Below are 23,806 nucleotides of genomic sequence, written 5' to 3'. Positions count from 1 at the left end.
GGCGACGATAGACCCTCTCTCCTTTCATTGTCATGCATTCGGGTTGAATGCCTCCATCCAATCCGAGACGAGCAGATCGAGCAGCTCTTCCTGAAACAGCTTCCTCTTCGATTGCAGCAGCCTGGCGGTCAGATCCGGCTGCCACTCTGCCCGCAATTTGGAAAGCTGCCGGCACTCTTCCGGCGAAAAATGGAGGCCGCGGGCAGCCAGCTTCCCTTGCGCAAGCGAATCCGCATACGTCTCGCGATCGAAACGCCAGGGCCGGAAGCGCTCCCGATACCGTCGGCAGAGCACATTGGCCATGACGATTCCTTTCCCATCATAATCGCCGGAGTAGCGGATCATGCCGCTCAGCCTGCCGGACTCCACGAGCCGGTCCATCAGCCGCAGCGCGGCAGCGCTTGCCGGCCCGCTCGTACAGAGCAGCAGCGGACTGCCGCTCCTCGCCCCTGCGTTCCCGATGACGGCTCCGTTCCTACGCTCATCGATCAAGGCGGCATAAACGGCCGGATTCTCCACCACGAACAGCTCCGAGACGAGCGGAAGGATTCTCGCTTCTTCTACATGAGCCAGCGTCCAAACGGCATGATGGCCCGACTGGGCTGACGGATCTGATCCTTGCCTATACAGATGGACGTAGGACGAGAAGTCGTCGTCGAGCACTCCCCAGCTTCGGTAGACTTCGCGCGCGGCCAGCGTATCCAACCCTTTGGCGGCCTCGCGAACCATCCGCTCGAGCGGGGGTTCTTCCTGCCTATCCGCAGCTTCCAGAGTCGAGTCCTCCGCCCCTTCCCTAACGACAAGTGAAGCCTGATCCGCCTCGCGAGCTGCCCTCTCTGAATGGCCGCTTGGAGCCGGCATCGACAGCAGGGCCTGGAAAAACAGGCGGCCGGCCGGCTGATCCCGATCGAGCGCATGCGGGTTGCCCGACACTTCCGCCGCCAGCACGGGCTTTCGGATCGGCCGCCTCGCCCCTCGCTCCTCCTCGCCGCTTAATCGGCACCATGCCAGCGTGGCGTGCAGCAGCGCTTCCGAAGCCTCCGCTTCTCCCCGGTCCCACAGTTCTTTCAACGTTCGATAGCCCATCCCTTTCCCGCTTCTCAGCATGAGCCACCATTCCTCGACGAAAGGCGGGGGCAGCAAGCCTTCTGCATACAGCCGGCGCTCAGCCGCGGTGAACAGAGCCTGCCAATTTTGCTGGCTCATCCGTTTCCTATCTGAACGGCTAAGCAAAGGCTCTCCGTAAAGACGCTGATAAAGCTCTTCCAGGCCGCATTCAAACACGGAGCGGCGAAGCTCGAGCTCCATCTCACTCAGGCTGATTTCGGCTTTTTCCCCCGGCCTGTAATACGTTCCGAAGAATCCATTCAGCGCTTCGCACTCTTCCGGCCTCAGCTTCGGCACGACCGCCTTGCCGCCGATCCGCCCCAGGCCCTCGTACCGCTTCCAGATCGCCTGCAGCAATCGATTCATGCCGGGCCGCAGGAAATACGCCCTCGCCTCTTGTTCGGCCTGTCCTTGCGTCACGACGGCTCATCCGCCTCGACATACGTCCTGCGCTTGCCGTTCCATCGATAGTGGAACAACGTGACGAAGTCGACATCCTTCGGACGGGAAATCTCATAGATCGCCAGCTGCGGAACCGTATCGTAGCAGCCCCACAGCACCTGCGAGGTCATCATGAAGTCGAAGCCCATATCCGTCAGCAGCTTGAACATGTCGCGCATGTTCTCCTCGTCGACGCCGGCGAAAGCCTCGTCCAGTGAAATGAGCCTCGGCGCATCCTCACGGGCATCCGAATAGCGCGACCAGGCTGCCGCAAACAGCGGGATGTACATCGCCATCGCTTTTTCTCCGCCGCTCAGGACGTTGAATCGGGCATCGGTCAGCGGGCGATAGGCGGCTTGGGTTCCTTTTTTGGACTTCAGTCCGAACTCGAACCAGTTCCGGTAATCGAGGATGCGGTAAAGATGCAGCCGCAGCGATTCCTGCTCGTTCTGAGCCGTTTCCTTGGCCAGGCGGATCTGCTCCCGGAAGTGGCGGATCATCGCTTCGATCTCATCCTCCCGCAGCCGCTGCGAATCGCGCTTGAGCAGCTCGACCAGATCATGGACGTCGAGCTGCTCCTCCGTAGCGGCGCTTTTCGGCCCCCATTCCAGGCGCAGCCTGAGGCCGCTGGAAGTCTCGCGCGCTTCCATGAGGCGGTTCATCTCGCGCACCCATTGCTCGGCCCGATGGATGCGCTGGCGGATCGCCTTGCCGACGCTGGACAGGATGATGTCCTCGAACAGCACGCGATCCTTCTCGCTGAGCAGCGCGTCCTGCTCCGCCTCCAGCTCCTCCAGCTCCTGCAGCAGACGCTGCGGAGCGAGCGGCTGCTGCGGGTTGCGCATCGACCAGACCATGAATCGGCCGCTTCGCTCGTCGACAGCCAGCTCCAGCACATAATCGGTCAGCTGCGTCCGCGCCGCCGACATCTCTTCCAGCAGGCGATTCGTAATGTTGTCGACGTTGCGGTTCTCGAACAGCCCGGCGTACTCGCTCCTCACCTCCGCCGCCAGCCGTCCGAGCGCAGGCTTGCCGGCAGCGCGCGCCTGATGCAGCTGCGATTTCCAGTCTCCGGCGAGCCCGAGCTCCATCTCCTGCTCCAGCTGCCCGCTCGTCTGCCTAGCCGCATGCTCGCGCTCCTGCTGCTGCTCCCGCAGCAGGACCAGCCGGGCATCCGCGCGCGCCGCTTCGCCCTTGGCCCGATCCACGGCCGCCTCCTCGTCGCGTACGGACCGGAACAGCGCTTGCAGCTGCTGGCGCAGCTCCTCCAGCCGCCTGGACACATCGGCCAGCCCCAGCTCCTCGATCAGCCTCTTCAGCGCATCGGTCTGCGCCTGCTGGTCGCGGCGGCGGAGATCGAGCTCGTCTTCGAGCTGCAGCAGATCCTCCCGTTCCTGTCCAGCGGAGGCGATCTCCTCGGACAGGCGTTCCAACGCGCGCGCCGTTCCCTCATGCTCTTTCCAGAGCGAGGCAAGCTCGGACAGCTGCGCCTCGTAGTCCGCTGCCGAGCGCAGCGCCGCGGCTAGCTCGGGCTCCCGCTTCAGCCGGCTCCAGTCTGCCGTCGCTTCGGCGAGCTCCCGCTGCAGCCGATGCCACTCCTCCGCCTTGGCCTTGAACCGCTCGAGCGCCCGCTGCTCCTGATGCAGCGCTGCCGCCAGCCGATGCCCCGCTGCCTCCAGCTCCTTGCGCGCCGCTTCCATCATGGATGGAGACGGGTAGGCGTCGCGCTCCTGCGCCAGCCTGCTCTCGGCCTCCGCCGCGGCTGCCAGCCTTGCCGCCGCAGCCGCAAGCTGTCCGTCCAGCTCCGAGATCTCCTGCTGGAGGCGGGCGATCTCCAGCAGCCTCGTCCGCTTGCGCGTCTCCCGGCCGATATATTCGGCCCGCTCCTTCACGGCGGACCGCCCGGACAACGGACCGAGACGATACGAGCCGTCGGCTCCGATCGCGCCTCCCCAATCGCCGTCGCCCGCCGCGCCGCTCTCGTCCCACAGGAAGCTGCGCAGCACCTGCCGAATCCGCTCGGCGCTCAGACCGCTGCCCTCCGGCGGATCCGCGACCAGCACATCGGCCAGCGTATAGCCGAACTCGTACGGAACCGGAGCCAGCCAGCTCTCTTCCTCGCCGGCAGCCGCCGCTTCGATCCGCCCGTCCGGCGCGATCCAGGCATCGAGCAGCCCGCTTTTTTCCAGCGCTTCCTCGATGCGTGCCCGCGCCTCTTCCGTCAGGCCCGAGGCAAAGTCGCAAGCTGCATAAAGCGGAGCTCCGGCGATCTCGCCCGCCAGCCGGGACCTAAAGCGGCTGCGCGCTTCGCTGCGAGGCGGCTCCGGCTCCCGGCTCTGCTCCCAGCGCCGCTTCTCCATGACCAGCTGCTCGCGATCTGCGGCCAGCTGGCGGCTTTCCCTCTCCAGCTCCAGCCGCGCCGAGACGAGACGCTCGCGCTCCCCGTCATAGGCGGCGGCCAGCGGCGCGCGCAGCGGCTCCAGCGAGCTGCTTTCCTCGCTGTACTCGCTGACGGCTTCCAGCGCCGCCCGCAGCGACGCCTCGTCGAACGGGAGAACCTGCAGCCGGCCGGCCCAGATCGCCAGCTCGTTTCTCAGCTCTTCCCTGGCCTCGTCGAGCTTCCGTCCGCGATCTCCCCGAATCCGCTCCGCTTCGTCACGGCTGCGGCTCGCTTCGCCCAGCTCGATCTCCCGATCCCTGGCGGCCGCTCCGGCTTCCCGCTCCTGGACCGCCCGGGCAAGCGCCTGCTCGATGCGCTGACGATGCTGCCTCAGATCCCGGCGCCAAGGCTCGCGCCATGCATCCCCGGCCGGAACATCCGGCATCCAATAGCGGTGATAGACCGCATGCTCCTGGAACTCCAACTCGCCGGCCAGCGCCTCGAGCTCATCCAGCAGCTCTAGCTGCCCTCCGCCGAGCCGCTGCAGATCCGCTTGCCGCGCCTCCTGCTCGCGCCGCAGCTGGTCCTCCCGGGCTCCTGCCTTGCGCAGCGACTCCCTGGCCCGAGCCAGCTGGCGCTCCAGATCCTCCAGCATCTCCTGCGCCTTCTCGTACTCCTGCTGCTTGCCGATCGCTTCATGCCGGCCCAGCAGCTCGCGCTCCGCGTTCAGCGTGCGGACCTGATCCTGCAGCGCGGCCAGCCTCGACTCCGCCGCCTCCCGATCCTGCCCGGCGGCGTCCAGCTCCTGCTGACATGTCCGCACCTTGGCCAGCGCCTGCTCCAGCTCCGCCGCCGCGGCGCGATAGCGGTCCGACCGCTCCAGCAGCTGATGCTTGTTGTAGAAATCATACCGCTGCTGCAGCTTGTCCACGCTCGCCCGGTGCCGGCGCAGCTCGTCCAGCCGATCCGTGATCTGGTCCATGTCCTCCAGCACTTCGGACAGCGGGCGCAGATCGTCCTCGAGCAGAGGCGGCAGCGCCTGATGCAGGATCTGGTAGATGGCGGACGGCTTGAAGTCCTTGGACAGCTTCGGACTGCGCATCTGGATCATCAGCTGCAGCAAATCCTGGAACGCGTCGCTGTCCGGGAAGCCGAACAGCTGCTTGTTGACGAGATCCTGATAGGCTTTCTGGTCGTGGACGACCTGCCCGCCTGCGCCGATGAGCTTCTCCAGCTCCTTGCGGTCGAGCGGCGTCTTGATCTTGTCCTGCAGCCAGGCCGGACGGTCATACAGCCAGAGATCGCGTCCGATCCGCCTGCCGTCGGTGATCGCGAACCCCCAGAACTGCACCTGCGCTCCGCCGCGCCGCGCTCTCAGCCCGATGCCGATCGTGCGATGCAAGCCGGTCTCGCCGTGCTTGAACTCCATCCACAAGTATCCGGTCGAGTCGGTCTTGACCGACCCGCTCTCTTCTTCGCCGAGCAAATAATACTCGATCCGGCGGTCCCTCGATCCGAACGGATCGAGCCGATGAGCCCGCTTGTCGCCGTCCAGCACGAGCGGCAGGAAGCTTTGCATCGTGACCGACTTGCCGGAGCCGTTCGCTCCGCGCAGGATGATGCGGCCATTTTCCAGCTGGAACTCTTCCTCGTCGTAATACCAGAAGTTCAGGATGCCGACCCGGTTCATCTGCCAGCGGGCCGAGGACGGCGCCGCCGCGGCCTCCGCCGCTCGAAAACTGCTTTCTCTTCCGTCGTCCTCCTGCTCTTCCACCCGTTCTTCCCGACGCGCTTCGATGCTCATTCCCGCTCCTCCTCCCCATATTCGGCCTGCCATCGCCCAAGGATAGCCGATATTCGGACCTCTCCTGCCGCCGTGCGCTCCGCCAGCCCCCAAGACTTCAGATGGTCCAGGCACAGGGCGGCCAGCTCGCTGCTGGACAGATCCTCCCTCCATTCCTTGCTCCAGTACTTTCCATGCTGCTTGCGCAGGCGAAGCAGCATCGTCTCCAGCTCGGACATCGTCAAGCGGATCGCCCCATCCGGCTGCGGCTCGAGGCTTCCTTCGTCCTTCAGGCGCCGCAGCTCTCCGGACACGAGCAGCGCGAGATCGGAGACGGCGGCTTGCGTCGGGAACAGCTCGCTTTCCGAGGTGAGGCCAGGGTGGAAAAAGGCCATGCCTTCGCGATAGCGCCGTCCGTTCCAGCCGAGCGTCTTCTCAAGCTGGTCCAAAATCGCGCGTCGCTGACCTTGCACGTACTTCAGCTCCTCCTCGCTCCAGTCCCGATCCTCGACCAGCGGCTCCATCAGCAGCCGGCGGAACACCCGGTGCCGGATGCGTCCGTTCTGTCCATCGGCCGTATCCGCGTACGCGACCGGATCCTCGAGCTGCCGCAGCTCCCGGGCATCCGTCAGGTCCCAAGGGAACCGGCGCAGCACATACCGGGCGGCAGGGGAGCATTCATACAGCACGTTGCGCTCCTCGTTCTGCGCCCATAGCGATTCGTCGCCGTCTACGCCGAGCAGCACGCCGAGCACGCGCAGCTTTTTGAGCGCGCGCGCCATCGAGAGCCGATGCGAGTAGACTCGCCAGTCCGCATCCATGCCTCCGGCGATCATCTGCTCGCGGATCTGCTCCACCATCTCGGACAGCAGGAACTGGTCGAGCTCCGTCTTGGACTCCAGGTACCAGAGGCCGTAGGTGAAAAAGACATAGTCCTGCGGCTCGCGGAACTCCTCGAATCCCATCCAGGGCTGCGCGCCGACCGGAGCCTTATCCAGCTTGGCCATCGTCCGCGTCAGCAGCAGCGGCAAGCCCGCCTTGTCCATGAACCAGCCTCTCAGCTCCTCGTAATGATCCTTGACCGCATAATAAAGCTCGGCGTCCTCTTCCTTGGACACCCACGGCCGGTTGAGCAGAGCCTGCGCGCATTCCTGCTTGCGCTCGGCCAGCTGCTCCGCGCTGCGCTCTCGCTTGGCTGCGCGGCGTGCCGCTCCGCGATTCATCGCCTCGCCTCCTCTTCTTCTCTCTCGGCCAGCTCCAGCTCACTTGAAGCGGCCTCGGTCAGCTGGAAGCTCAGCCGATAATCCGCCATTTCGAGCTCTCCATCCTCCGCCTGCAGCAGCGCCCGCTCACCATGCTCCGGCTTCTGGAGCGTGATGCGCACCCCTTCCGCCGTGACGAAGCTGCGCCTCGTTCCTGCCGTCATGCAGCGGCCGATCCATTGCAGCAAGCGGATCCGCTCCTGGGCCGTCACCGGCCCCAGCTCGGAGATCGACAGCTCTTTCAGCCGCAGCATCCGTTCGATGCCGCGCCTCTCTTCCGCCTGCCTCGCCTGATAAGCTTCCCGCTCCCGCTGCTTGCGCGCCCCATGATCCGTTACCGAATCCGACACGGAGCGCTCGGAGCGCTTGCGGCTGCGGGAACGCAGCCGGCGCAGCATCGACTGCTCCTCCCAGGAAGATTGATCGGAGCGGTCCGTCGTGCGGAGATCCTCGCCCTGCAGATGGCGCGTGCGGAACAAGCCGAACGCATGCGCGCCGAGCCGATGGGCGTCCTCGATGGACTCCAGGCGGGCGAACCAGCTCGCGAGATGCTCCAGCTCCTTTTTGCGGCTCATCCCGGAGCGCTTGCGCTCCTGGATGCGGATGGCGCTGCGCACGATGCGGGCGATGGCATCCTTCGTCGCCCGTTCCAGCATCGTCAGCTCGCTCGCCGCGGAGCCGCTGCCAAGGAACCAGCGCCGGATATTGCCCCAGCCCTGGCGCAGCTCCTCCAGCAGTTCCTCCTTGTCTGGTCCGTCCTCCAGCCGGGGACGGTTCAGCTCGCCTGCCGCGACCCGCTCCAGGAACAGCTCCATGACCGGCTCGCGAATCTGGAGCAGATGTCCTTCAATCGAGTAGGAGCTGCGCTGCAGCGCCTGTACGAAATGCTGAAGATAGTCGGTCAGCTTCTCCTTGAACAGCAGGAAGGCGTCCGTCACCATCATTTCCTCGGCTTTTGCGGTGTGCAGGCTGGCCATGTAGTCGGCGGCATTTTCATGCAGCTTGACGAACGATTCGTACAGCGACTTCCATAGCTGCAAAGCGGCCTCCGGCTCCAGCTCGACCGCATCGAGGCGGATCGCGAACAGCTTTTCGGCAATCGTGTCGAACAGGCTCGCCTCCAGCGATCCGCCGTAGCCGGTCACCTTCTCCAGCGATTCGAGCATGCGCTCGATCTCGATGGAGTACGGCCGCAAGCAATACTGCAGCTTTTTCTTCAAGTATTCCTCCAACGTCGACGAACGGCCGCCTTCATGCCGCGACGTCAGGTTCTGCCACTGCGCCAGCTGCTCCAGATCCTGCTGGCACATCTCCAGCGTATAGCCAGGCCAAAGGCTCGCGGCGGACATGGCGTCGAAAATCTCTTCCGGCCTCAGCCAGTAGCGCAGCCGCTTGTATTCCAAATAAAAAAAGCGCATGATCGCGCGATAACGCACAACATTGTCGGCGTTCACGTACTTCAGCTCCGGTATGCCCCGCAGCGTTTGCGCACTCAGCGAGTCCTCTTTCACGGACATTTCCTCCGTTCTTCCATGCTTCTTCAATCATAGGAGATAGATGGAAGCTCTGACAAGCCGGAAACGTTGGAGAAGAAAGGAAAGAGGCCATCTGAGCGTCTTGTGTCGGTTGGATATCCTAGCAAAAACAGCACTCGGCTCCTCCCAGAGCCGAGTGCTGCAATACAATCCATTTCGCCGTAGCCTACTCCGCCTTCAACTCGCTCTCCGTCACCCACCTATGGTTCTTGACGGGCTCGCCGCCGTCCACAGGGACATAGTCCACGGCGTACACCGTTGTCTGCTCCGCCGTATCGATCGTCGCCACGGCGCCGTCCATGCCGGCCATATGCTCGGCATCCAGCACGACCTCGTCGCCGGGCTTGTACGGCTCGGAACCGGCGCCGTCGATTTCCTCATGCACGACCCACTCGTGGTTCGTCACCCGTTCCCCGCCGGTCGTCGGCGTGTAGGACACGGAATAAACCGTCGTCGCATAGGCGCCTGCGATCGTCGCCTCCGCGCCTTCCATGCCCGGCATATGGCCGGCCTGCAGCTTGGCTCGGCTGCCGACCGGGAATGCCGGGTTTTGCGCCGCCACCATGTCGTCCGGGAGCTCGTCCGAGCCATGGTGCATGCCTTCATGGGCGGAATTCGCCGCTTCCCCGCCCGGCGCCGCCGTGTTTCCCTCCGCATTGCTCGCCGCTCCGTGGTTTTCCACGTTCATGGCCTCATGTCCTCCGTTCTTGGCTCCGCAGCCGGCCAATACGACCGCCAGCACTGCGGCCGCAGCCAGTCCTTTTCCGATCCGTCTCATGCTTCTGCCGCCTCCTTCGCTTCTTGTCTAGGCTCTTCTAGAGGCAAGTATCTCCTTTTCCTTGCCGTTCCAGTACTCGATCCGCTCTAGTCTCGATACGGACGACTGCCCCGCCGGCCATCCAAGGCACATTTGTGCCTTGGATGGCCAATTCCGTCGCTGCCCAACCCCATCCAAGGCACATTTGTGCCTTGGATGGCCAATTCCGTCGCTGCCCAACCCCATCCAAGGCACATTTGTGCCTTGGTTGGCCAAATCCATCGCTGCCCAACCCCATCCAAGGCACATTTGTGCCTTGGTTGGCCAACTCCGTCGCTGCCCAACCCCGTCCAAGACACATTTGTGCCTTGGATGGCCATTTTCGCCGACGCCTCGCCCTGCCTCTACTGTACCGAGAGGTTGTGAAGATGCCGTGTAGATTTCCATTTATCCATTTTTAACTATTTCTGAAACTTCACTCCTGCTCGTTGCGTCTCACCTAGAAGCAATCATCCCAAAGGAGGCGCTGCAGATGGAAATGAGCTTTGGCCCCGAGTTCGGACCGGACTCCCGCATCAGCTTCGAGCCCGACAGCGGCTTCTCGCCGGAGATCGACTTCGGCTCCCCAGCCAGCTTCGGTTCGCATGGAGGCTTCGGCCCCGTCGCCGGTCCCGGCTCCGGCTTCAACTTCATGTTCACGCTCGTGCCGGTGCTGATCGGCATCGTGTTCGTCATCGTCATCGTCACGATGATCGCGCGCGGCGTCCGCTACGCGCAGAACGCCAGCTCGCCGCGCGAATCCGTCCACGCCCGCATCGTCTCCAAGCGGATGGAAGTACATCATAGCTCCGGCCATTCCCACGGCCCGGACAATCAGTTCCATACGTCGGGCTCCTCGCGCACGGACTACTACATCACGTTGGAGTTCGAGAACGGCGAGCGCAAGGAATTCCTCGACGTCAAAAAGCTGTACGGCCTTGTCGCCGAGGGCGATGTCGGCTACGCGCAGACGCAAGGCGAATGGATCGTCGCCTTCGAGCGCAGCTGACCAGGCAGACCCCTTGCGATCGGCCATTCCAACGCAAAAAGACAGCCTGCCCCTCTCATCGGGGTAGGCTGTCTTTCTCTTTCTTCCGATCGGCTTCGTTCGCGTCAGCTTGCCGCCCGCTCCTCGATGGCGGCCGCCGTCGCTGCGGTCAGCTGCTCGACCGCGCGCGGCACGAACTCCTTCATGACGCTGTTCATCATCATCGCCATGAGCCCCTTGCCGCTGATGTCGAGGCTGCCGACGAGGCTCGCCGCCGCGCCTGCGGCCGCAGCCTCGAAGCTGCCGCTGCCCTCGACGGGATCGGAGAGGCCGGTCAGGCGGAAGGCGACCCGGCTCGGGTCCGCTTCCTCCTCCAGCTCGAGCTTCAGCTCGACGGCTTTTTTCGTGAAGCCCAGATCGGCCTTGAACGTCCAGACCGACTCCCGCGCGCTGACGATCTCGTGCTTGATGTAGCCCGGCATGAGCGGCTCCCATCGGTCGGGATCGCGGATGAAGGCTTGGACCTGCTCCAGACTGGCCTTGACCTCGCTGCGATGCGTTCCGCTTGGCATGGTGAATCCATCCTTCCGTCGGCATGTTGGTTCCCGGCTTCCCTCGCCTCTGCAGCTGTTGCATGACAGATGGAAAGCGCTATCATCTGTTTAACACAGCGCTGCCGCCCGCGTCAAGCTGCCGCACTGACTCAGAATTCCTCGTATTCCGCCGGGCCTTGGCCCCACAGCCATCCGTCCGGCCGATGGAGAGTACCGATCGCCTCCATCTGCTGCGCCGACAGCTCGAAGTCGAAGATCGCCAGATTTTCCCGCTGATGCTCGGCCGAGCCGGCTTTGGGAATCGGCAGCGCTCCGAGCTGCACATGCCAGCGCAGCACGACCTGCGTCGGCGTCTTGCCGACCTGCTCCGCGATGCTGCGGATCGGCTCCAGCCCGGCGAGGTCATGGTCGCGGCCGAGCGGGCTCCACGACTCCGTCACGATGCCGAGCTCGGCATCCTTGGCCCGCTGCTCCGGCTGTTGGAAGAGCGGATGCAGCTCAACCTGATTCAGGCTCGGGGCGTCGCCCGTCTCGGCGACGAGCCGATCGAGATGCTCCGGCAGGAAGTTGCACACGCCGATGGAGCGGACATGCCCTCTTTTCTTCGCCTCGATCAGCGCCTGCCAAGCCTCGACGTAGCGGTCCCGCTTCGGATTCGGCCAGTGGATCAGATAAAGGTCGTAATAGTCGAGGCCGGATCGATAGAGCGACTCCTCGACCGTCAGCAGCGCCTCCTTGTAGGCATGGCGGCGGCCCGGCAGCTTGGAGCAGAGGCGCAGCTCCTCCCGCGGCACGGAGCTTAGGCGCACCGCCTGGCCAAGTGCCCCCTCGTTCTCGTAGTTGAACGCCGAATCGAGCAGCCGGTAGCCGATGTCGATCGCCCCGGCGATCGCCTTCGCGCCTTCGGCTCCCCGCAGGCTGTACGTGCCAAGCCCGATGGCGGGCACTTTGAGGCCGTCGTTGAGTTCTCGCTGCGGAATCGTCTCTTGCATGTCTATCGCCTCCCTTTTTCCGTTTCTGAATCTAGTATATACCCGAAGCGCTTCCGCTCGGAACGAACCGGCGCTCATTCTCTATATTCTTCAGGCTGCTCTTCTGAATAAGTCTAAAAACAAAAACAAGACCAGCACGAGGCAGCTCCTAGTCAGAACCACAACGCCAGTCTTTGAGCTTGATTATATATCATGAGAGAACAATGTCAACCTTTTACAAAAAACGAGACCAGCACGAGGCGGCTCCTAGCCGGAACCACAACACCAGTCTCACTCTATCTATACCCCGCTTGGAATAAAGTTATGCTACCCGCGAGCCAGCAGACGATAAGGCATTTTGTAGATCCCATGCAATTGTTGATCGCCGTGAGGCGAGGGAACTAAACAAGTGCGTGACTGAATCTTAGCGTACAGCTCATTGATCCACGTCGAGAACGGATCCATTGTTGCCGCTCCCACACACAACTCATGGTATTTTCGAATGACGCCCGCGCATAAATCAGCAAGCTGTATCCCTTCTTCTACTTTTGAACTCACAAAAAAGGCAGATTCCACAATCGAGGTGCAGCTGATTCCTTCTCCGGAACGGAATAAATAGTTCTTCATTTTATGAGAGATCAACATGTCGTTTCCCTCATCCTGGGAATCAAAAGCAACGATGCACTTCTTCCCTCGCATATGGGAATATCCGTTTATTCGCTGAAGCAAGAACCTGTAATGATTAGGAAACGTCCCTCTCTCTATTTCGAGTGGTGTTTCAGGCTTGTCCATGACGATCGCAAAAACTTTCAAGTTCAAAATCGTGCAGAGAACTTCGGCAACGACTCGATCAGCAAAAGCTTTATTAGTAACGTTTTTAGTCATTGACTTCGGCTTAAGGACATTTACGGCTTTAAGTTCAACATCTTGACGTCCGTATAACTCCATTTTAAGGGCATACATTCGTTGCATGATCATTCTCACTTCATCCTTAGGGATGCATACGGCAGCCAGCACGGGATGTTTTGTTTCATCATTAGGATGGGGGAAGCCGCTTTCATCAACATACGCCAGCATGAAACTCCTCCGTTAGACCTTTATACCCTTAGATTACTATATATGCCAAAAGACTCAAAGATAATTTAAAAGCCAGACCGCAACAAGCCATGGACCGGAACCGGTCCATGGCTTTGGCATGCTCGTGCAGCCGGCTTTCGTCACGAAGAAGGAACCAGCTTCATGTAGTACAGGTTGGCGACCGCGTTTTTCGAGATGCTGTGCGCGCCCGCGGACAGGGCGACGCTGACGGTCCCGTTCGTCATCGCATGCGCCGCGCCGTCGATATTGACCTTCGTCCCGTCGGGCGAATTGAAGACGAGCGTCAGCGTCGAAGCCGTCGCGGCCGTGAACGAGATCGAGGTCGAGCTTTCCATCTTCAAGCAGCTCGTCAGCGTCAGGCCGTCGTAGATCACCGTGCCCTTCGTCGACGACAGGCTGCCCTGAATCGCGAAGAAGGAGCTGGTCAGGCCGTCGGCCGTAAAGTTATGCACGCGGACTCCTGCACCAGGAGTCGCGGTCGGTCCGGACGTCGGCGTCGGCGTGGCCGTTGGCGTAGCCGTTGGAGCCGCCGTCGGACTCGCGGTCGGAGATGGGGTCGGGGTGGCCGGGCTCGCGTTCCCTCCGACCGAGACGAGCTGCGTCCGATACGAGACGATCTTGGCCATCAGCGGCGCAAGGACCGCATAGGACGTATCATCCGCCGCATCGTTGAACGTCCACGCGAAGTCGCCGCCGCCGAGGCGTCCGGCCTCTGCCGTCACGATCGCCTCGACCTGGCCGGCGGGATCGACGTCGGAGGCGTCGGCTCCGGTCGCGATCCGGGTATCGAAGTTGTTGTACGGCGTGCCGCCCTTGAGCGCCTTGTAGGCTGCCGGAACCGCCTCGCTCCGCGCCGATGCGAGATAAGCGTCGAACGAGGAGGCATGGGCCGGAGCCGTGCCCGCGTCGGAGTTGGCGTAGATCAAGCTCTCGGCGTCGACGACGATGTTGCCGTACGCCTTGATCATGCCGCCGTTCTCGCCCGAGAACGTGCCTTCTCCAAGCGCGTCGGTGCCTTGCAGCGAGCTCAGCATCGGATGCTTGGCGTGCCGGAAATAGTTCGCTTCGACGAAGGCCGAAGCCCCCGTCGTCACGCCTACGCCGTACTTGGAGATTCCGTCGAAGAAGTTGTTGTAGATATGGACGGAGGCGACGCGGATGCGCGGATGGCGGGAGTCGGAATGATCGAACCAGTTGTGGTGGAAGGTGGCGAAGAATTCCGCCGTCTCGCTCAAGCCGACGAGGGAGGCTTTCCCGGAGTCCCAATAGTGGTTGTACGAGATTGTAATGTGCGTCGAGCCCTTCTTGAGATCGGTCGAGCCGTCGCCCTTGGCCTGATCGGCATCGCTGCCGGCCTTGCCGTAGAACAGATCGTTATGATGCACCCACACGTTCGCGTTGCCGGTGTCGAGCGAGATGCCGTCGTCGGGGAACAGCATCCAGCCGATGTTGCGGACCTCGACGTTGCCGACGGAACGCAGCAGCAGTCCCCAGCCGTAGGCAGAGGCGTCTTTCCCGATGCCTTCGATCGTCAGGTTCAGCTCGGCGTAGTCGGCTTTCCCCTTGACCTGCAGGTAGCCGCTGCCGTTCAGCTGCCCGCTCATGTCGCCCTCCGTAATTTGTCCGACGATCCGGACCGCCAGCGGCGTCTTGTCGTAGCCTTTTTGCCTCAGCTCCATGATCTGGGCGATGCCGATGCCCTTCTGCACCGCTCCGGAGCTGCTCGTGACGACATCGAGCTCGACCGTCCGCGCCGTCGCAGAGGTGACATACAGCACCTTCGCTCCTGCCCGGAGCGTGCCGTCCTCGTTGTAGGCGCCCGATCCGGTGCCATAGGCCGAGCCCGGGGCAAAAGCGAATCCGGAGCGGTCGTGGGCCGCTACCGGCAGCGCGCCGGTGACGACGCTGGTCCTTCCGCCGCCGGACAGCAGCGCTTCGACCTTCAGGACATACGATCCCGCGGCCAGCCCTACGGCGTCGGCCCGCCAATAGGACGGGTAGCGGCGGATCAGCTCGTTGTCGAGCTGGCGGTACTGGGCGTCGGCGGCGCCGGCCGGCTTGACGTAGACCTGGTAGCCCGTCGCCCCGCTCTCCGGCGTCCATTCCACATAGGCCGTCTCGTTCCAGCCCCCTGCGCTCGTGATCGCCAGGCCGGCAGCATGGATCGTGGCGGCCCTTCCGCCGGACAGGATCGTCAGCAGCAGCGCTGCCGCCAGAGCCACGCAGGCCAAGCGGATGATTCTTTTCTTCAATGGAATCCCTCCTGAATTCATGCAGGATTTCGGCCGATGCCGCTTCGCTGCCGTTCTCGAATGAATGCAACCGCTTTCAATAAAATCGCTTCGCCTGTCCTCCTCTCCCCTCCGGATGCGGACTCTAGAATCGGCTCCCGACAGAAGCTCTCGAAAGCTTCTTCACCTTACCTTCCCGACTCCAGGTTGCGAAACAATCATTTGCTGGGATTTGCCGCTTCCTATCGTAGAACTGAGTCGATGATTATCGGAATAACCGCAAAAGCCATGAACCGGAAGTTCCGGTTCATGGCTTCGCATCAGATTTCCGTCCCGACCTTGAACCTCGCGGCATGCTCCGCATGCCACTGGTCATAATGGACGCCCAGCTCATGCGCATCGTCCAGCAGCTTCTCCATGTACGCTTGATCGGAGCTGAGCGTATCGTACAGGATCTCCAGCCTGGACTCGGCTATGCCGGAGTAATGGGCCAGACCGACATTGAGCTGGTGGCCGATCATCTCGTCAAAGCCCCTCTTCCGGAGCTGCTCCTGCGTGGCCGCCGCCAGCCCGATCCACAGCACGCGCTGATGCGGAAGCTTGGAGGCGCCGTAAGCGAAGCCGTAGTTCCAGACGCGGTCGATATATCCCTTCAGCATGGCCGGCAGGCCATACCACCAGATGGGGAAGATGTAGGCGAGCGCATCATGCCGCCTCATCCGCTCCATCTCCGCTTCCGCCTCGGCGGAGTATTTCTTGCTCCCGTTCGACCAGTCGGGCTCATCCTCCTCCCGCAGCACCGGATCGAAGCCGCTGCGATGAAGATCGAGCACCTCCGCCGAGTGCCCTGCGTCCAGCAGGCCTTGCTTGAACCGCTCCGTCACCGCAAACGTAAGCGAGCCGCTTCTCGGATGGGCCGTTACAATCAGTACGTTCTGAGCCATTGCCTCTCCTCCTGACCAAATCTGGAATAGGTAGAGTATGATTCATATAATGAGATCAGGGGTCGTCTATGAGATGACCGAGCTTGGACAATCGCTCAGCGGCATTTTGGACCAGCTATGCGAATGGGGAGAGAAGTTCATTCGGGGCGACTTTCAAACGAAAAGAAAGGAGTAGGACCGAGTCCTACTCCTTCACCGCTCCGAGCATGATGCCCGACACGAAATATTTCTGCAGGAACGGATAGACGATCAGCATCGGCACCATCGCGATGAACACCTTGGCCGAGTTCAGCGTCCGGTTGGACAGCTCCGACAGCTTCTTGTACTGGTCGGGCGTCAGGTTCGTCCCGGTCGGGATGTTGACGACCAGCTGCTGGATGTACGTCTGCAGCGGGTACTTGTCGGAGGTGTTCATCAGCACGAGCCCGTTGAAAAACTCGTTCCAATGGTACACGCCGATGAACAGCGCCACGGCCGCCAGCACGGGAATCGAGCACGGCAGATAGACGCGGAACAGGATCGCCCACGGGCCGGCGCCGTCGACGACGGCGGCTTCGTTCAGCTCCTTGGGCAGGTTGCGGAAAAAGTTCATGATGAGGATGACGTTGAACACCGGCAAGCCTCCGGCCAGCACGAGCGCCCAGATCGAGTTGATCAGGCCGTAGCTCTGGACGGTCAGATACCACGGGATCAGTCCGCCGCTGAACAGCATGCAGAACACGAGGATCCACATGAACACGTTGCGCAGCCGGAATTCCCGGGAGGGCCTGGCTAGCGGGTAAGCCATCAGCACCGATACGAACAGCGACAGCCCCGTGCCGAGCACGGTGCGCTGGATGGAGATCCAGAACGAGTTGAAGAACAGCGCGTCGCCTAGAATTTCCTTGTAGGACGCCAAGGAGAAGCCGATCGGATAGATCGTCACGAGGCCCGCGTTGGCGGCGGCCTTGTCGGAGATCGATACGCAGAACGTATACCAGAGCGGATACAGGCAGCTGAACAGCAGAAGGGCGAGCAGCACGTAATTGGCGCCGTCGAACGCCCTCGAGCCGAATGTCTTGCTTTGGACCATGCCGTCTCCCTCCCTTAGAACACCGTGTAATCCGCATAGCGGTAGGCCAGCCGGTACGAGACGACGATCAGCACGAAGCTGATGGCCGACTTGAACAGTCCCGCCGCCGTCGCCAGCGAGAATTGCAGGTTCTGCAGGCCGAGGCGGTATACCCACGTGTCGAGGATGTCCCCGGTCGAGTAGACGAGCGGATTGTACAGGTTGTACACCTGGTCGAACCCGGCGTTGAGCACGTTGCCGAGGCTGAGCACGCCGAGCAGGACGACCGTCGTCGTCATCGCGGGCAGCGTCACGTTCCGGATCAGCTGCCAGCGGCTGGCGCCGTCGATCGCGGCCGCCTCGTATAGGTTGAGGTTGATGCCGGTCAGCGCCGCCAGGTAGATGATGGCGTTGTAGCCGAACTCCTTCCACACGTCGGTGCCGACCAGCAGCTGGCGGAAGATGCCGGCATCCGCCATGAACAGCTGCGGACTCACGCCGAACATGCCGAGCACCGTGTTGACGACGCCGTAATAGCCGAAGATGCCGATGACGATCGTCGCCATGATGACCCAGGACAGGAAGTGCGGCAGGTAGGCGACCGTCTGCACGAGCTTTTTGAAGCGCAGATGCCGAAGCTCGTTCAGCAGGATCGCGAAGACGAGCGGAATGATCAGATTGAGCACGATTTTTCCGATGGCGATGATGAACGTATTGACGATGACCGTCCGGCTGTCGCTCAGCTGGAACATGTACCGGAAGTTGTCCAGCCCGACCCACGGCGACTTCAGCAGGCCCGCCCCCGGATTGTAGTTCTGGAACGCCATCACGATGCCGGCCATCGGCACGATGCTGAACAGGACGAGCCAGACCATCCCCGGCAGCAGCATCAGATAGTAATGCTTCTCGACGTTCATTCTTCTCATGGCCGCCGATCCCCCCTTCACGGACTCGCCGGCTTGCCGCAGGCTCCGGCCGCCTTTTTGCAGGCAGCCGGAGCCGCTGGCCGGCGACTCGTTATTTTTTCAGCAGCTCGGCGACCTCGGCCGTGATCTCGTCTCCGCCTTGAGCTTTCCAGTCCTTCACGAACTTGTCGAAGGAATCGATCGGCGCCTGGCCCAGAATGATTTTCAGCACCGTCTCGTCCTCCAGCTTCTTGAGGTTGGCCCACTTCGTCTCCATCGTCGGCGTCTGGTTGTAGGTGACGCTGAACACCTTTTTGTCGATCGGCACGGTCGAGAACGGACGATCGCCGATCAGCAGCGAGTAGAGGCGCTGGAAGTCGCCGAAGTTCGCCGTATTGAAGTTGCTGACGTTCAGCTCGTCATAGGGCGGCTTGATGACGTCCTTCACTTTTTTGGCGTCGGCGTACATCAGCTTGTACAGGCTGTTCGGCACGTTGTAGTCCTCGGCCTGCGTCTCGCCCTTGAGCACCTTGAGCAGCTCGGCGTATTCGTACTCCGTCTCGTTGGCCGCTGCCATGACGTTGCGCAGCGGATACCAGCCGACCGCTACCGACAGGTCGAACGTCGCCTCGTCGCGGACGAGCGCGTTGTTCATGATGAGGATCGCCTTGACGACATCGGGCTTGGCGTTTTTGCTGATGAGCGTATAGGTGCTGCCGGTCGTCTTCATATGCGCGTTCCACTTGCCGTCGTCGGTGTAGACGGGATAGGCCTGCCAGTTGGCCGTCGGATCGTTCTTGAACGAATCGCCGTTGCCGTAGCCGCCGCTCCACCAAGGGCCGAAGAAGATGCCCGTCTGGTTCGCGTTGATCGGATCGCCGACGTTGTCGCGGGTGCCGGCCTCGGGATCGATCAGCCCTTTTTTGTACCAGTCGGCCAGCGTCGCCAGCGTTTCCTTGGTCTGCTCCGTCAAGGTTCCGTACGTCACCGAGCCGTCGCCGTTGTCGAGCCAGTACCCCGGGTAGGCGTCCTTCGCGCCGAACAGCGGATCGAATCCTCCCAGGTTGTTGGACGAGGTGAGGAAGGTAGCGTAAGGGAACGTGTTTTTCGACGGTCCGGCGATGCCGATCGTGTTCGCGCCGCCGAGCTTGCCGTCCTTGAACGCCTGGGCGGTCTTCTCGATGTCGGCCAGCGTTTTCGGCACCGGCAGCCCGAGCTTGTCGAGCCAGTCCTTGCGGATCCAGAGCAGGTGGACGCCGTCGGTGTCAACGGTAATGTTGGGCAGCGAGACCATCCGGCCCTTGTAGCTGGCGTTATCCATGGCGCGGCCGCCGGTGCTCTCCATGATGTCCTTCACCTGAGTCGACTGGTATTGCTGGAACAGGTCGGTGATGTCGTAGAGCAAGCCGGAGCTGGCCGCCTTCGTCATGAACGAGCGGTCGTCGACGACCATGCCGTCCGGTAGCTTGCCGGAGGCGATCGTCAGGCTCACCTTCTGCTTGAAGTCGTTGCCGGTCGCCGCCGTCCAGTCCACGATGACGTTGATGTTGTACTTTTCCTTCAGGTAGCGCGTGTACTGGTTGTTGCTGACGCTGTCGCCCGCCGGCAGCGTCTTGTCGGTCGGATCGACCGGCATGCCGATATGGACGTCGACCGGCTCCGGGAATCGGTAGAACGCCAGATCGTCTCCCGACAGCGCCGGGCCGGACGATTCCGCGGGCGCCTGCGCGTCCGTATTCGTCGAGTTGGAAGATGAGCAGGCGGTCAGGCTTAGCCCCAGCATGAAGGCGGCCAGCATCGTGGCCATCGTTCGTTTCATAAGATCCCTCCCCTTGAATCGGTGCTTTCCCATTGTAATATGAAAGCGCTTCACAAAAGTCGGGGAGCTGTGCCGCCTTTTTCGGCGGCCTCTGCGGCAGGGGCGGTCAGATGTTTCGTCCGCAGCGATCATTCCTCCCCCTTGTGGTGCTGGGCGCGGAATTCCGACGGCAGCAGCGACGTCTGTTCGTGAAAAAGCTGGGAGAAATATTTGGAATCGCTGTAGCCGACCGCATTGGCGATCCAGCCGATGGAGCGGTTCGTCTCGCACAGCAGCCGCTCGGCGGCGCGGATCCGCTCCTGCCGCAAGTACTCGTTGAACGTCGAGCCGGTCCATTTCTTGAAGCATTGGCAAAAGTAGCTGCGGCTCATATGCACATGCTCGGCCGCGTCTTCGGCATGCAGCGCGCCGGTAGCCCGCTCCCGGATGAACAGGACGGCCTTCAGCATGCTCTCCATCGTCGTGGCGCCGTCGGAGGCCGCCGCGACCTGAGCGTAGATCACCGAGCGGCAGTCACGCATCCACTGCAGGGCGGCGGCGACGTCGCCCGCTTCCGCCAGCCGCCCGAAGTCCGGCGCATGGACGTTCTCCAGCGGCGCGAGGATGCGGGGAAACAGCCCGGCCAGCCGGTGCACGGACACGCCTGCCTCCGCCGTCCGCTGGCAGAGGCGCTGGAACAGCGCCTCGCTGTACAGCCAGTGCAGCGAGCGCCACTGAGCCTCGAGCGCGCTCCAGTCCTCCTCCGCGGGAGGAGGGACGCTGCCGGGAGCGGCCGCGGCAGGAGCAGAGCGCGGCGTCTCGCTTGCGAGCCGCTCGCCGATCCGCTGCAGGATCTGCTCGTCGTCCTCGGATTCCAGCCGGACCTTCGACAGATAGTCCAGCACGCCCAGCCGGTACGCCGTCTGCACGCTTTCGAACTCCTCGTGAAAAGACAGCACGACCGACCGCACGTCCGGGAAGCGGCTCTGGACGATGCGCAGCAGCTCCAGGCCGGACATGACCGGCATGGAGAGGTCGACGAACAGCAGATCCACCTCCTGCCGTTCCATGAACTCCAGCGCCTTCGCGCCGTTCGCCGCCTCTCCCACTACGGTCATGCCATGCCGGGACCAGGGCAGGATGGAGATCAAGCCCTTGCGCGCCAGCTTGTCGTCGTCGACGATCAGCACCCGGATCATATCGCTCGCTCCTTTGCTTGGGGAAGGGAATAGGGCAGCAGCAGCGTCACCGTCGTGCCCTCGTTCGGGCCGCCCTCGATCGTCAGGCGCGCCTTGAAGCCGTAGAACGATTCCAGCATCGAGCGGACATAGCGCAAGCCAATGCCCCATCCTGCCTGCCGCTCGTCCGGCGTCTCGCGCTGCAGCAGCTCCAGCGTCTCGCGGCTCAGCCCCTTGCCGTCGTCGCGGATGACGATGGCGACCGTCTCCGTCGACGGATCGGGACGAACGACGATGTCCAGCCTCCCGTTGTCGTCGATGCCGTGGCAGACGGCGTTCTCCACGATCGGCTGCAGGATGAAGCGGGCGACGGGGCAGTCCAGGTAGCCGCCTTCGGCGACGTCCAGCCTCACCTCGAAGTCGTAGCGCATCTGCTGCAGCTCCAGGTACGTCGCCATGACCTGCAGCTCCGATCGCAGCGTAGCCGCTTCATTCGACTTGCCCAGGTTGTAGCTGAGCAGCGCGATCAGCGCCGCCGCGAACTTCTCGATCTCCTCCTGCTTGTGCAGCGCCGCCAGCCAGCGCATGGAGTTCAGCGTATTCATCAGAAAATGCGGGTTGATCTGGCTGGCGAGCTTCTCCAGCTCCAGCTGATGCCGGCGCTTTTCCTTCTGCTCCGCCTCCATCATCAGCTGCTGGATCTGCCGCTTCATGACGTTGAACTGGTCGAAGATGCGGTCGAACTCCAGCATGCCCGTATGGACCGTCCGGGTGCCCATGTAGCCTTTGCCGAACGTCTTCATTTCCTTCTCGATCAAGCGGAACGGCCGATTGATCAGCCGGCGCAGCAGCAGCATGAGCAGGAGCATCGTCAGCAGGGCGGCGCAGACGATCCAGAGCATGTGGTTTTTCCAGGCATACAGCTCGCGGTTGTAGCTCGATACGGGAAGCAGCAGCGCCAGGTCATAGCCGTACTCGCCCTGTACCCGGTTCCAGACGTAGCCGTCCGTCATGCCGGATTCTCCGTTCAGCTGCAGGCTCGCTCCGGCGGCGTAGGCATTCGGAGCGCTGCTGTAGGTCACCTTGCCCGCGGCATCGGCGACGAGCAGGATGTACGGCAGGTCCAAGTTGTCTGTAAGCGTTTTCATGTCGGTGATGATTTCGGCTCTGGCTTCGACATAGACGACGCGCTCCGTCCCGTCGGAGAATCGGATTTCCCGCGTCACCGATACGACTTGATCGTCGCTGAACCGGCACATCGAGAGATGGGGAGATTGATAGGCGATCCCTGCCGAGGCGGCCGCATCGGGCAGCGCGCTCAGATGGAAGCTTTCGCGAAGCGGGAGGTTGGAGTAGGAGGCCTGGCCTTTCGCCTCGTCGTAGTACATGACCAGCTCCATGGACGGGTTGGAGAAGGTGATCAGGCCGATATTGTAGGCGATGTCCCGCGAGAGGAGCAGCTGCCGGTAGGAGTCGGGCGCGGCGAGGTACGCCTCCGTCAGGTTGCCGACCGTGCCTTCCGGCGCCATCTGCTGCGTGACCTGGAGCAGATGGCTGTAGAGCTGGTTCAGCTTGCTGCTTTGCTGATACAGATTGAACGCCATGGACGTCTTGATCTTGTCGCGCTGCATCGTATAGATCGCATTGTAGGACACCGCGGCCATCAGCATGGCGAAGCATGCGAAGCCGACGATCAGAAACAGCATGATCCGCTTGCGCAGGGAGGAGAACCTGAACCACCGGCTCATCCTGCTGTCTTCCTCGACGAACATCCGGCGCAGATCGAGCATGGCGTCACCTCGCGAAAAGGATACCCTTGAATTCGCGGTTCGCGCGGCAACTCCTGCCTGGCGGACGGCAGAGAGATCAGGGAGATACTGGGGACGTTGTCATTGAACATCTATTCCATTGTTGTATAATTGTTATAACAGTTGAATATACTCCTAAGGAGGGATTTCCATGAACAGGGTGGTTGAAATGGAACGAAAAGTGACCCGAATCGGCAACAGCCTTGGCTTGACGCTGACTGAAGCGCTGAAGCAGATCGGAGCGGAGCAGGGCGATCTGGTCAGCATTGAAGTGAGTCCCGCTACAGGTGAAATCAAGATTAGGAAATCAACCAAAGTCTCTCTGCCTGAGGGAATCAGCGCAGACTTCATGGATACTCTATCCGAAGTTATGGAGCAGTACGACAAGACGCTTCATGGACTTAAGGACAGATGACTCCGATTCGCTATCTTTCAGTCACGGAAGCGATCGCCATTAATGTAGCGATGATTCGGGTTTACAGTCCGGGCGAACAAGTGGGCGTCAAAGAAGCTGGATTGCTCGAGTCAGCCTTTCATCGTCCTCAAACATCTGTTTTGGGCCAAGATGCTTATCCAACGATTTTCGATAATGCAGCAGCCTTGTTCGAGTCGCTTGGACAAAACCATCCCTTTCATAATGCGAATAAACGTACGGCATTTACGGCCATGGTGATTTCTCTTCGTTACAACCAACAGCAATTTATAATGGACGCAAAAGAAGCCGAGGATTTTACGGTGGATATGGTCAATCATCGATTCGACCGTCACCATGCAGCTGCAATCATCGAGGCGCATTGCGTCCCAATGCCTGAATGATCTTACTCATCGTTCTTTAGAGCCCTCGGCGAAGGGCTCTTCCGAATGCTACAGAGGGTGCCTCAAAGCCTTGGCTTTGAAGCACCCTCTGTATTGTTTTTGCCTATGCCCATCCAGGTGAAGGCCGAGACAAAAAGGATCCGTCCCGGAAGGCACCTCT

The 23,806-nt window shown here is 61.8% G+C and carries 18 protein-coding genes; 3 read left to right on the top strand and 15 right to left on the bottom strand.

The window, feature by feature from the left end; genetic code table 11:
- Nucleotides 1-30 precede the first annotated feature (30 nt).
- The 5 genes from NYE40_RS01640 to NYE40_RS01620 form a co-directional block, all read right to left on the bottom strand.
- Nucleotides 31-1,527: a TIGR02679 domain-containing protein gene (locus tag NYE40_RS01640; protein ID WP_101808379.1), complete on the bottom strand. Its 1,497-nt coding sequence runs from the start codon at nt 1,525-1,527 to the stop codon at nt 31-33.
- Nucleotides 1,524-5,732 (bottom strand): TIGR02680 family protein, encoded by a 4,209-nt coding sequence (locus tag NYE40_RS01635; RefSeq protein WP_339279212.1) that lies wholly within the window; start codon nt 5,730-5,732, stop codon nt 1,524-1,526. The genes NYE40_RS01640 and NYE40_RS01635 overlap by 4 nt, the downstream gene beginning before the upstream one ends.
- On the bottom strand, nt 5,729-6,934 hold the full coding sequence (locus NYE40_RS01630; RefSeq protein WP_101808377.1) for a TIGR02678 family protein: 1,206 nt from the start codon (nt 6,932-6,934) through the stop codon (nt 5,729-5,731). The genes NYE40_RS01635 and NYE40_RS01630 overlap by 4 nt, the downstream gene beginning before the upstream one ends.
- A complete protein-coding gene (locus NYE40_RS01625; protein ID WP_339279211.1) occupies nt 6,931-8,490 on the bottom strand; it encodes a TIGR02677 family protein in 1,560 nt (519 codons plus the stop codon). The genes NYE40_RS01630 and NYE40_RS01625 overlap by 4 nt, the downstream gene beginning before the upstream one ends.
- A gap of 184 nt (nt 8,491-8,674) precedes the next feature.
- Nucleotides 8,675-9,286 (bottom strand): YdhK family protein, encoded by a 612-nt coding sequence (locus NYE40_RS01620; protein WP_028599318.1) that lies wholly within the window; start codon nt 9,284-9,286, stop codon nt 8,675-8,677.
- Between the two features lie 670 nt (nt 9,287-9,956).
- On the opposite strand from NYE40_RS01620, the gene NYE40_RS01615 reads away from it, so the two are divergent.
- Nucleotides 9,957-10,313 carry a DUF2500 domain-containing protein gene (locus tag NYE40_RS01615; protein ID WP_101809388.1) on the top strand — a complete coding sequence of 119 codons (357 nt, stop codon included), beginning with the start codon at nt 9,957-9,959 and terminating at the stop codon, nt 10,311-10,313.
- A gap of 104 nt (nt 10,314-10,417) precedes the next feature.
- Here the strand turns inward: NYE40_RS01615 and NYE40_RS01610 are convergent, their stop codons facing one another.
- From NYE40_RS01610 to NYE40_RS01565, 10 genes are all read right to left on the bottom strand, one after another.
- Nucleotides 10,418-10,864: an SRPBCC family protein gene (locus tag NYE40_RS01610; protein WP_028599316.1), complete on the bottom strand. Its 447-nt coding sequence runs from the start codon at nt 10,862-10,864 to the stop codon at nt 10,418-10,420.
- A 131-nt stretch (nt 10,865-10,995) separates the two neighbouring features.
- Nucleotides 10,996-11,838, bottom strand: a complete 843-nt coding sequence (locus tag NYE40_RS01605; RefSeq protein WP_339279210.1) for an aldo/keto reductase — start codon at nt 11,836-11,838, stop codon at nt 10,996-10,998.
- 306 nt (nt 11,839-12,144) lie between these two features.
- Nucleotides 12,145-12,894 (bottom strand): DUF3800 domain-containing protein, encoded by a 750-nt coding sequence (locus tag NYE40_RS01600; protein ID WP_153782594.1) that lies wholly within the window; start codon nt 12,892-12,894, stop codon nt 12,145-12,147.
- A gap of 140 nt (nt 12,895-13,034) precedes the next feature.
- Nucleotides 13,035-15,167 (bottom strand): pectate lyase, encoded by a 2,133-nt coding sequence (locus NYE40_RS01595; RefSeq protein WP_028599314.1) that lies wholly within the window; start codon nt 15,165-15,167, stop codon nt 13,035-13,037.
- A gap of 299 nt (nt 15,168-15,466) precedes the next feature.
- The gene (locus NYE40_RS01590; RefSeq protein WP_339279209.1) at nt 15,467-16,090 is read right to left on the bottom strand and encodes an NAD(P)H oxidoreductase; all 624 of its coding nucleotides are present in this window, start codon (nt 16,088-16,090) and stop codon (nt 15,467-15,469) included.
- A gap of 184 nt (nt 16,091-16,274) precedes the next feature.
- A complete protein-coding gene (locus tag NYE40_RS01585; RefSeq protein ID WP_028599313.1) occupies nt 16,275-17,162 on the bottom strand; it encodes a carbohydrate ABC transporter permease in 888 nt (295 codons plus the stop codon).
- A 14-nt stretch (nt 17,163-17,176) separates the two neighbouring features.
- Nucleotides 17,177-18,067: an ABC transporter permease subunit gene (locus tag NYE40_RS01580; protein WP_028599312.1), complete on the bottom strand. Its 891-nt coding sequence runs from the start codon at nt 18,065-18,067 to the stop codon at nt 17,177-17,179.
- 91 nt (nt 18,068-18,158) lie between these two features.
- Entirely contained in the window at nt 18,159-19,865 is a 1,707-nt protein-coding gene (locus NYE40_RS01575; protein ID WP_028599311.1) for an extracellular solute-binding protein, read from the bottom strand.
- Between the two features lie 128 nt (nt 19,866-19,993).
- The gene (locus NYE40_RS01570; protein WP_101808374.1) at nt 19,994-21,043 is read right to left on the bottom strand and encodes a response regulator; all 1,050 of its coding nucleotides are present in this window, start codon (nt 21,041-21,043) and stop codon (nt 19,994-19,996) included.
- Nucleotides 21,040-22,770 (bottom strand): histidine kinase, encoded by a 1,731-nt coding sequence (locus NYE40_RS01565; RefSeq protein WP_180968425.1) that lies wholly within the window; start codon nt 22,768-22,770, stop codon nt 21,040-21,042. Before NYE40_RS01565 ends, NYE40_RS01570 begins: the two co-directional genes overlap by 4 nt.
- A gap of 211 nt (nt 22,771-22,981) precedes the next feature.
- On the opposite strand from NYE40_RS01565, the gene NYE40_RS01560 reads away from it, so the two are divergent.
- A complete protein-coding gene (locus NYE40_RS01560; protein WP_028599308.1) occupies nt 22,982-23,245 on the top strand; it encodes an AbrB family transcriptional regulator in 264 nt (87 codons plus the stop codon).
- Nucleotides 23,242-23,646 carry a type II toxin-antitoxin system death-on-curing family toxin gene (locus NYE40_RS01555; protein ID WP_084137364.1) on the top strand — a complete coding sequence of 135 codons (405 nt, stop codon included), beginning with the start codon at nt 23,242-23,244 and terminating at the stop codon, nt 23,644-23,646. The genes NYE40_RS01560 and NYE40_RS01555 overlap by 4 nt, the downstream gene beginning before the upstream one ends.
- Nucleotides 23,647-23,806: the final 160 nt, after the last annotated feature.

The sequence above is a fragment of the Paenibacillus sp. FSL W8-1187 genome, assembly GCF_037965485.1.
GTDB classification, from domain to species: domain Bacteria; phylum Bacillota; class Bacilli; order Paenibacillales; family Paenibacillaceae; genus Paenibacillus_O; species Paenibacillus_O pasadenensis.
Note: the sequence above shows the minus strand (reverse complement) of the source record. Positions and strands in the feature narration are given on the sequence as shown.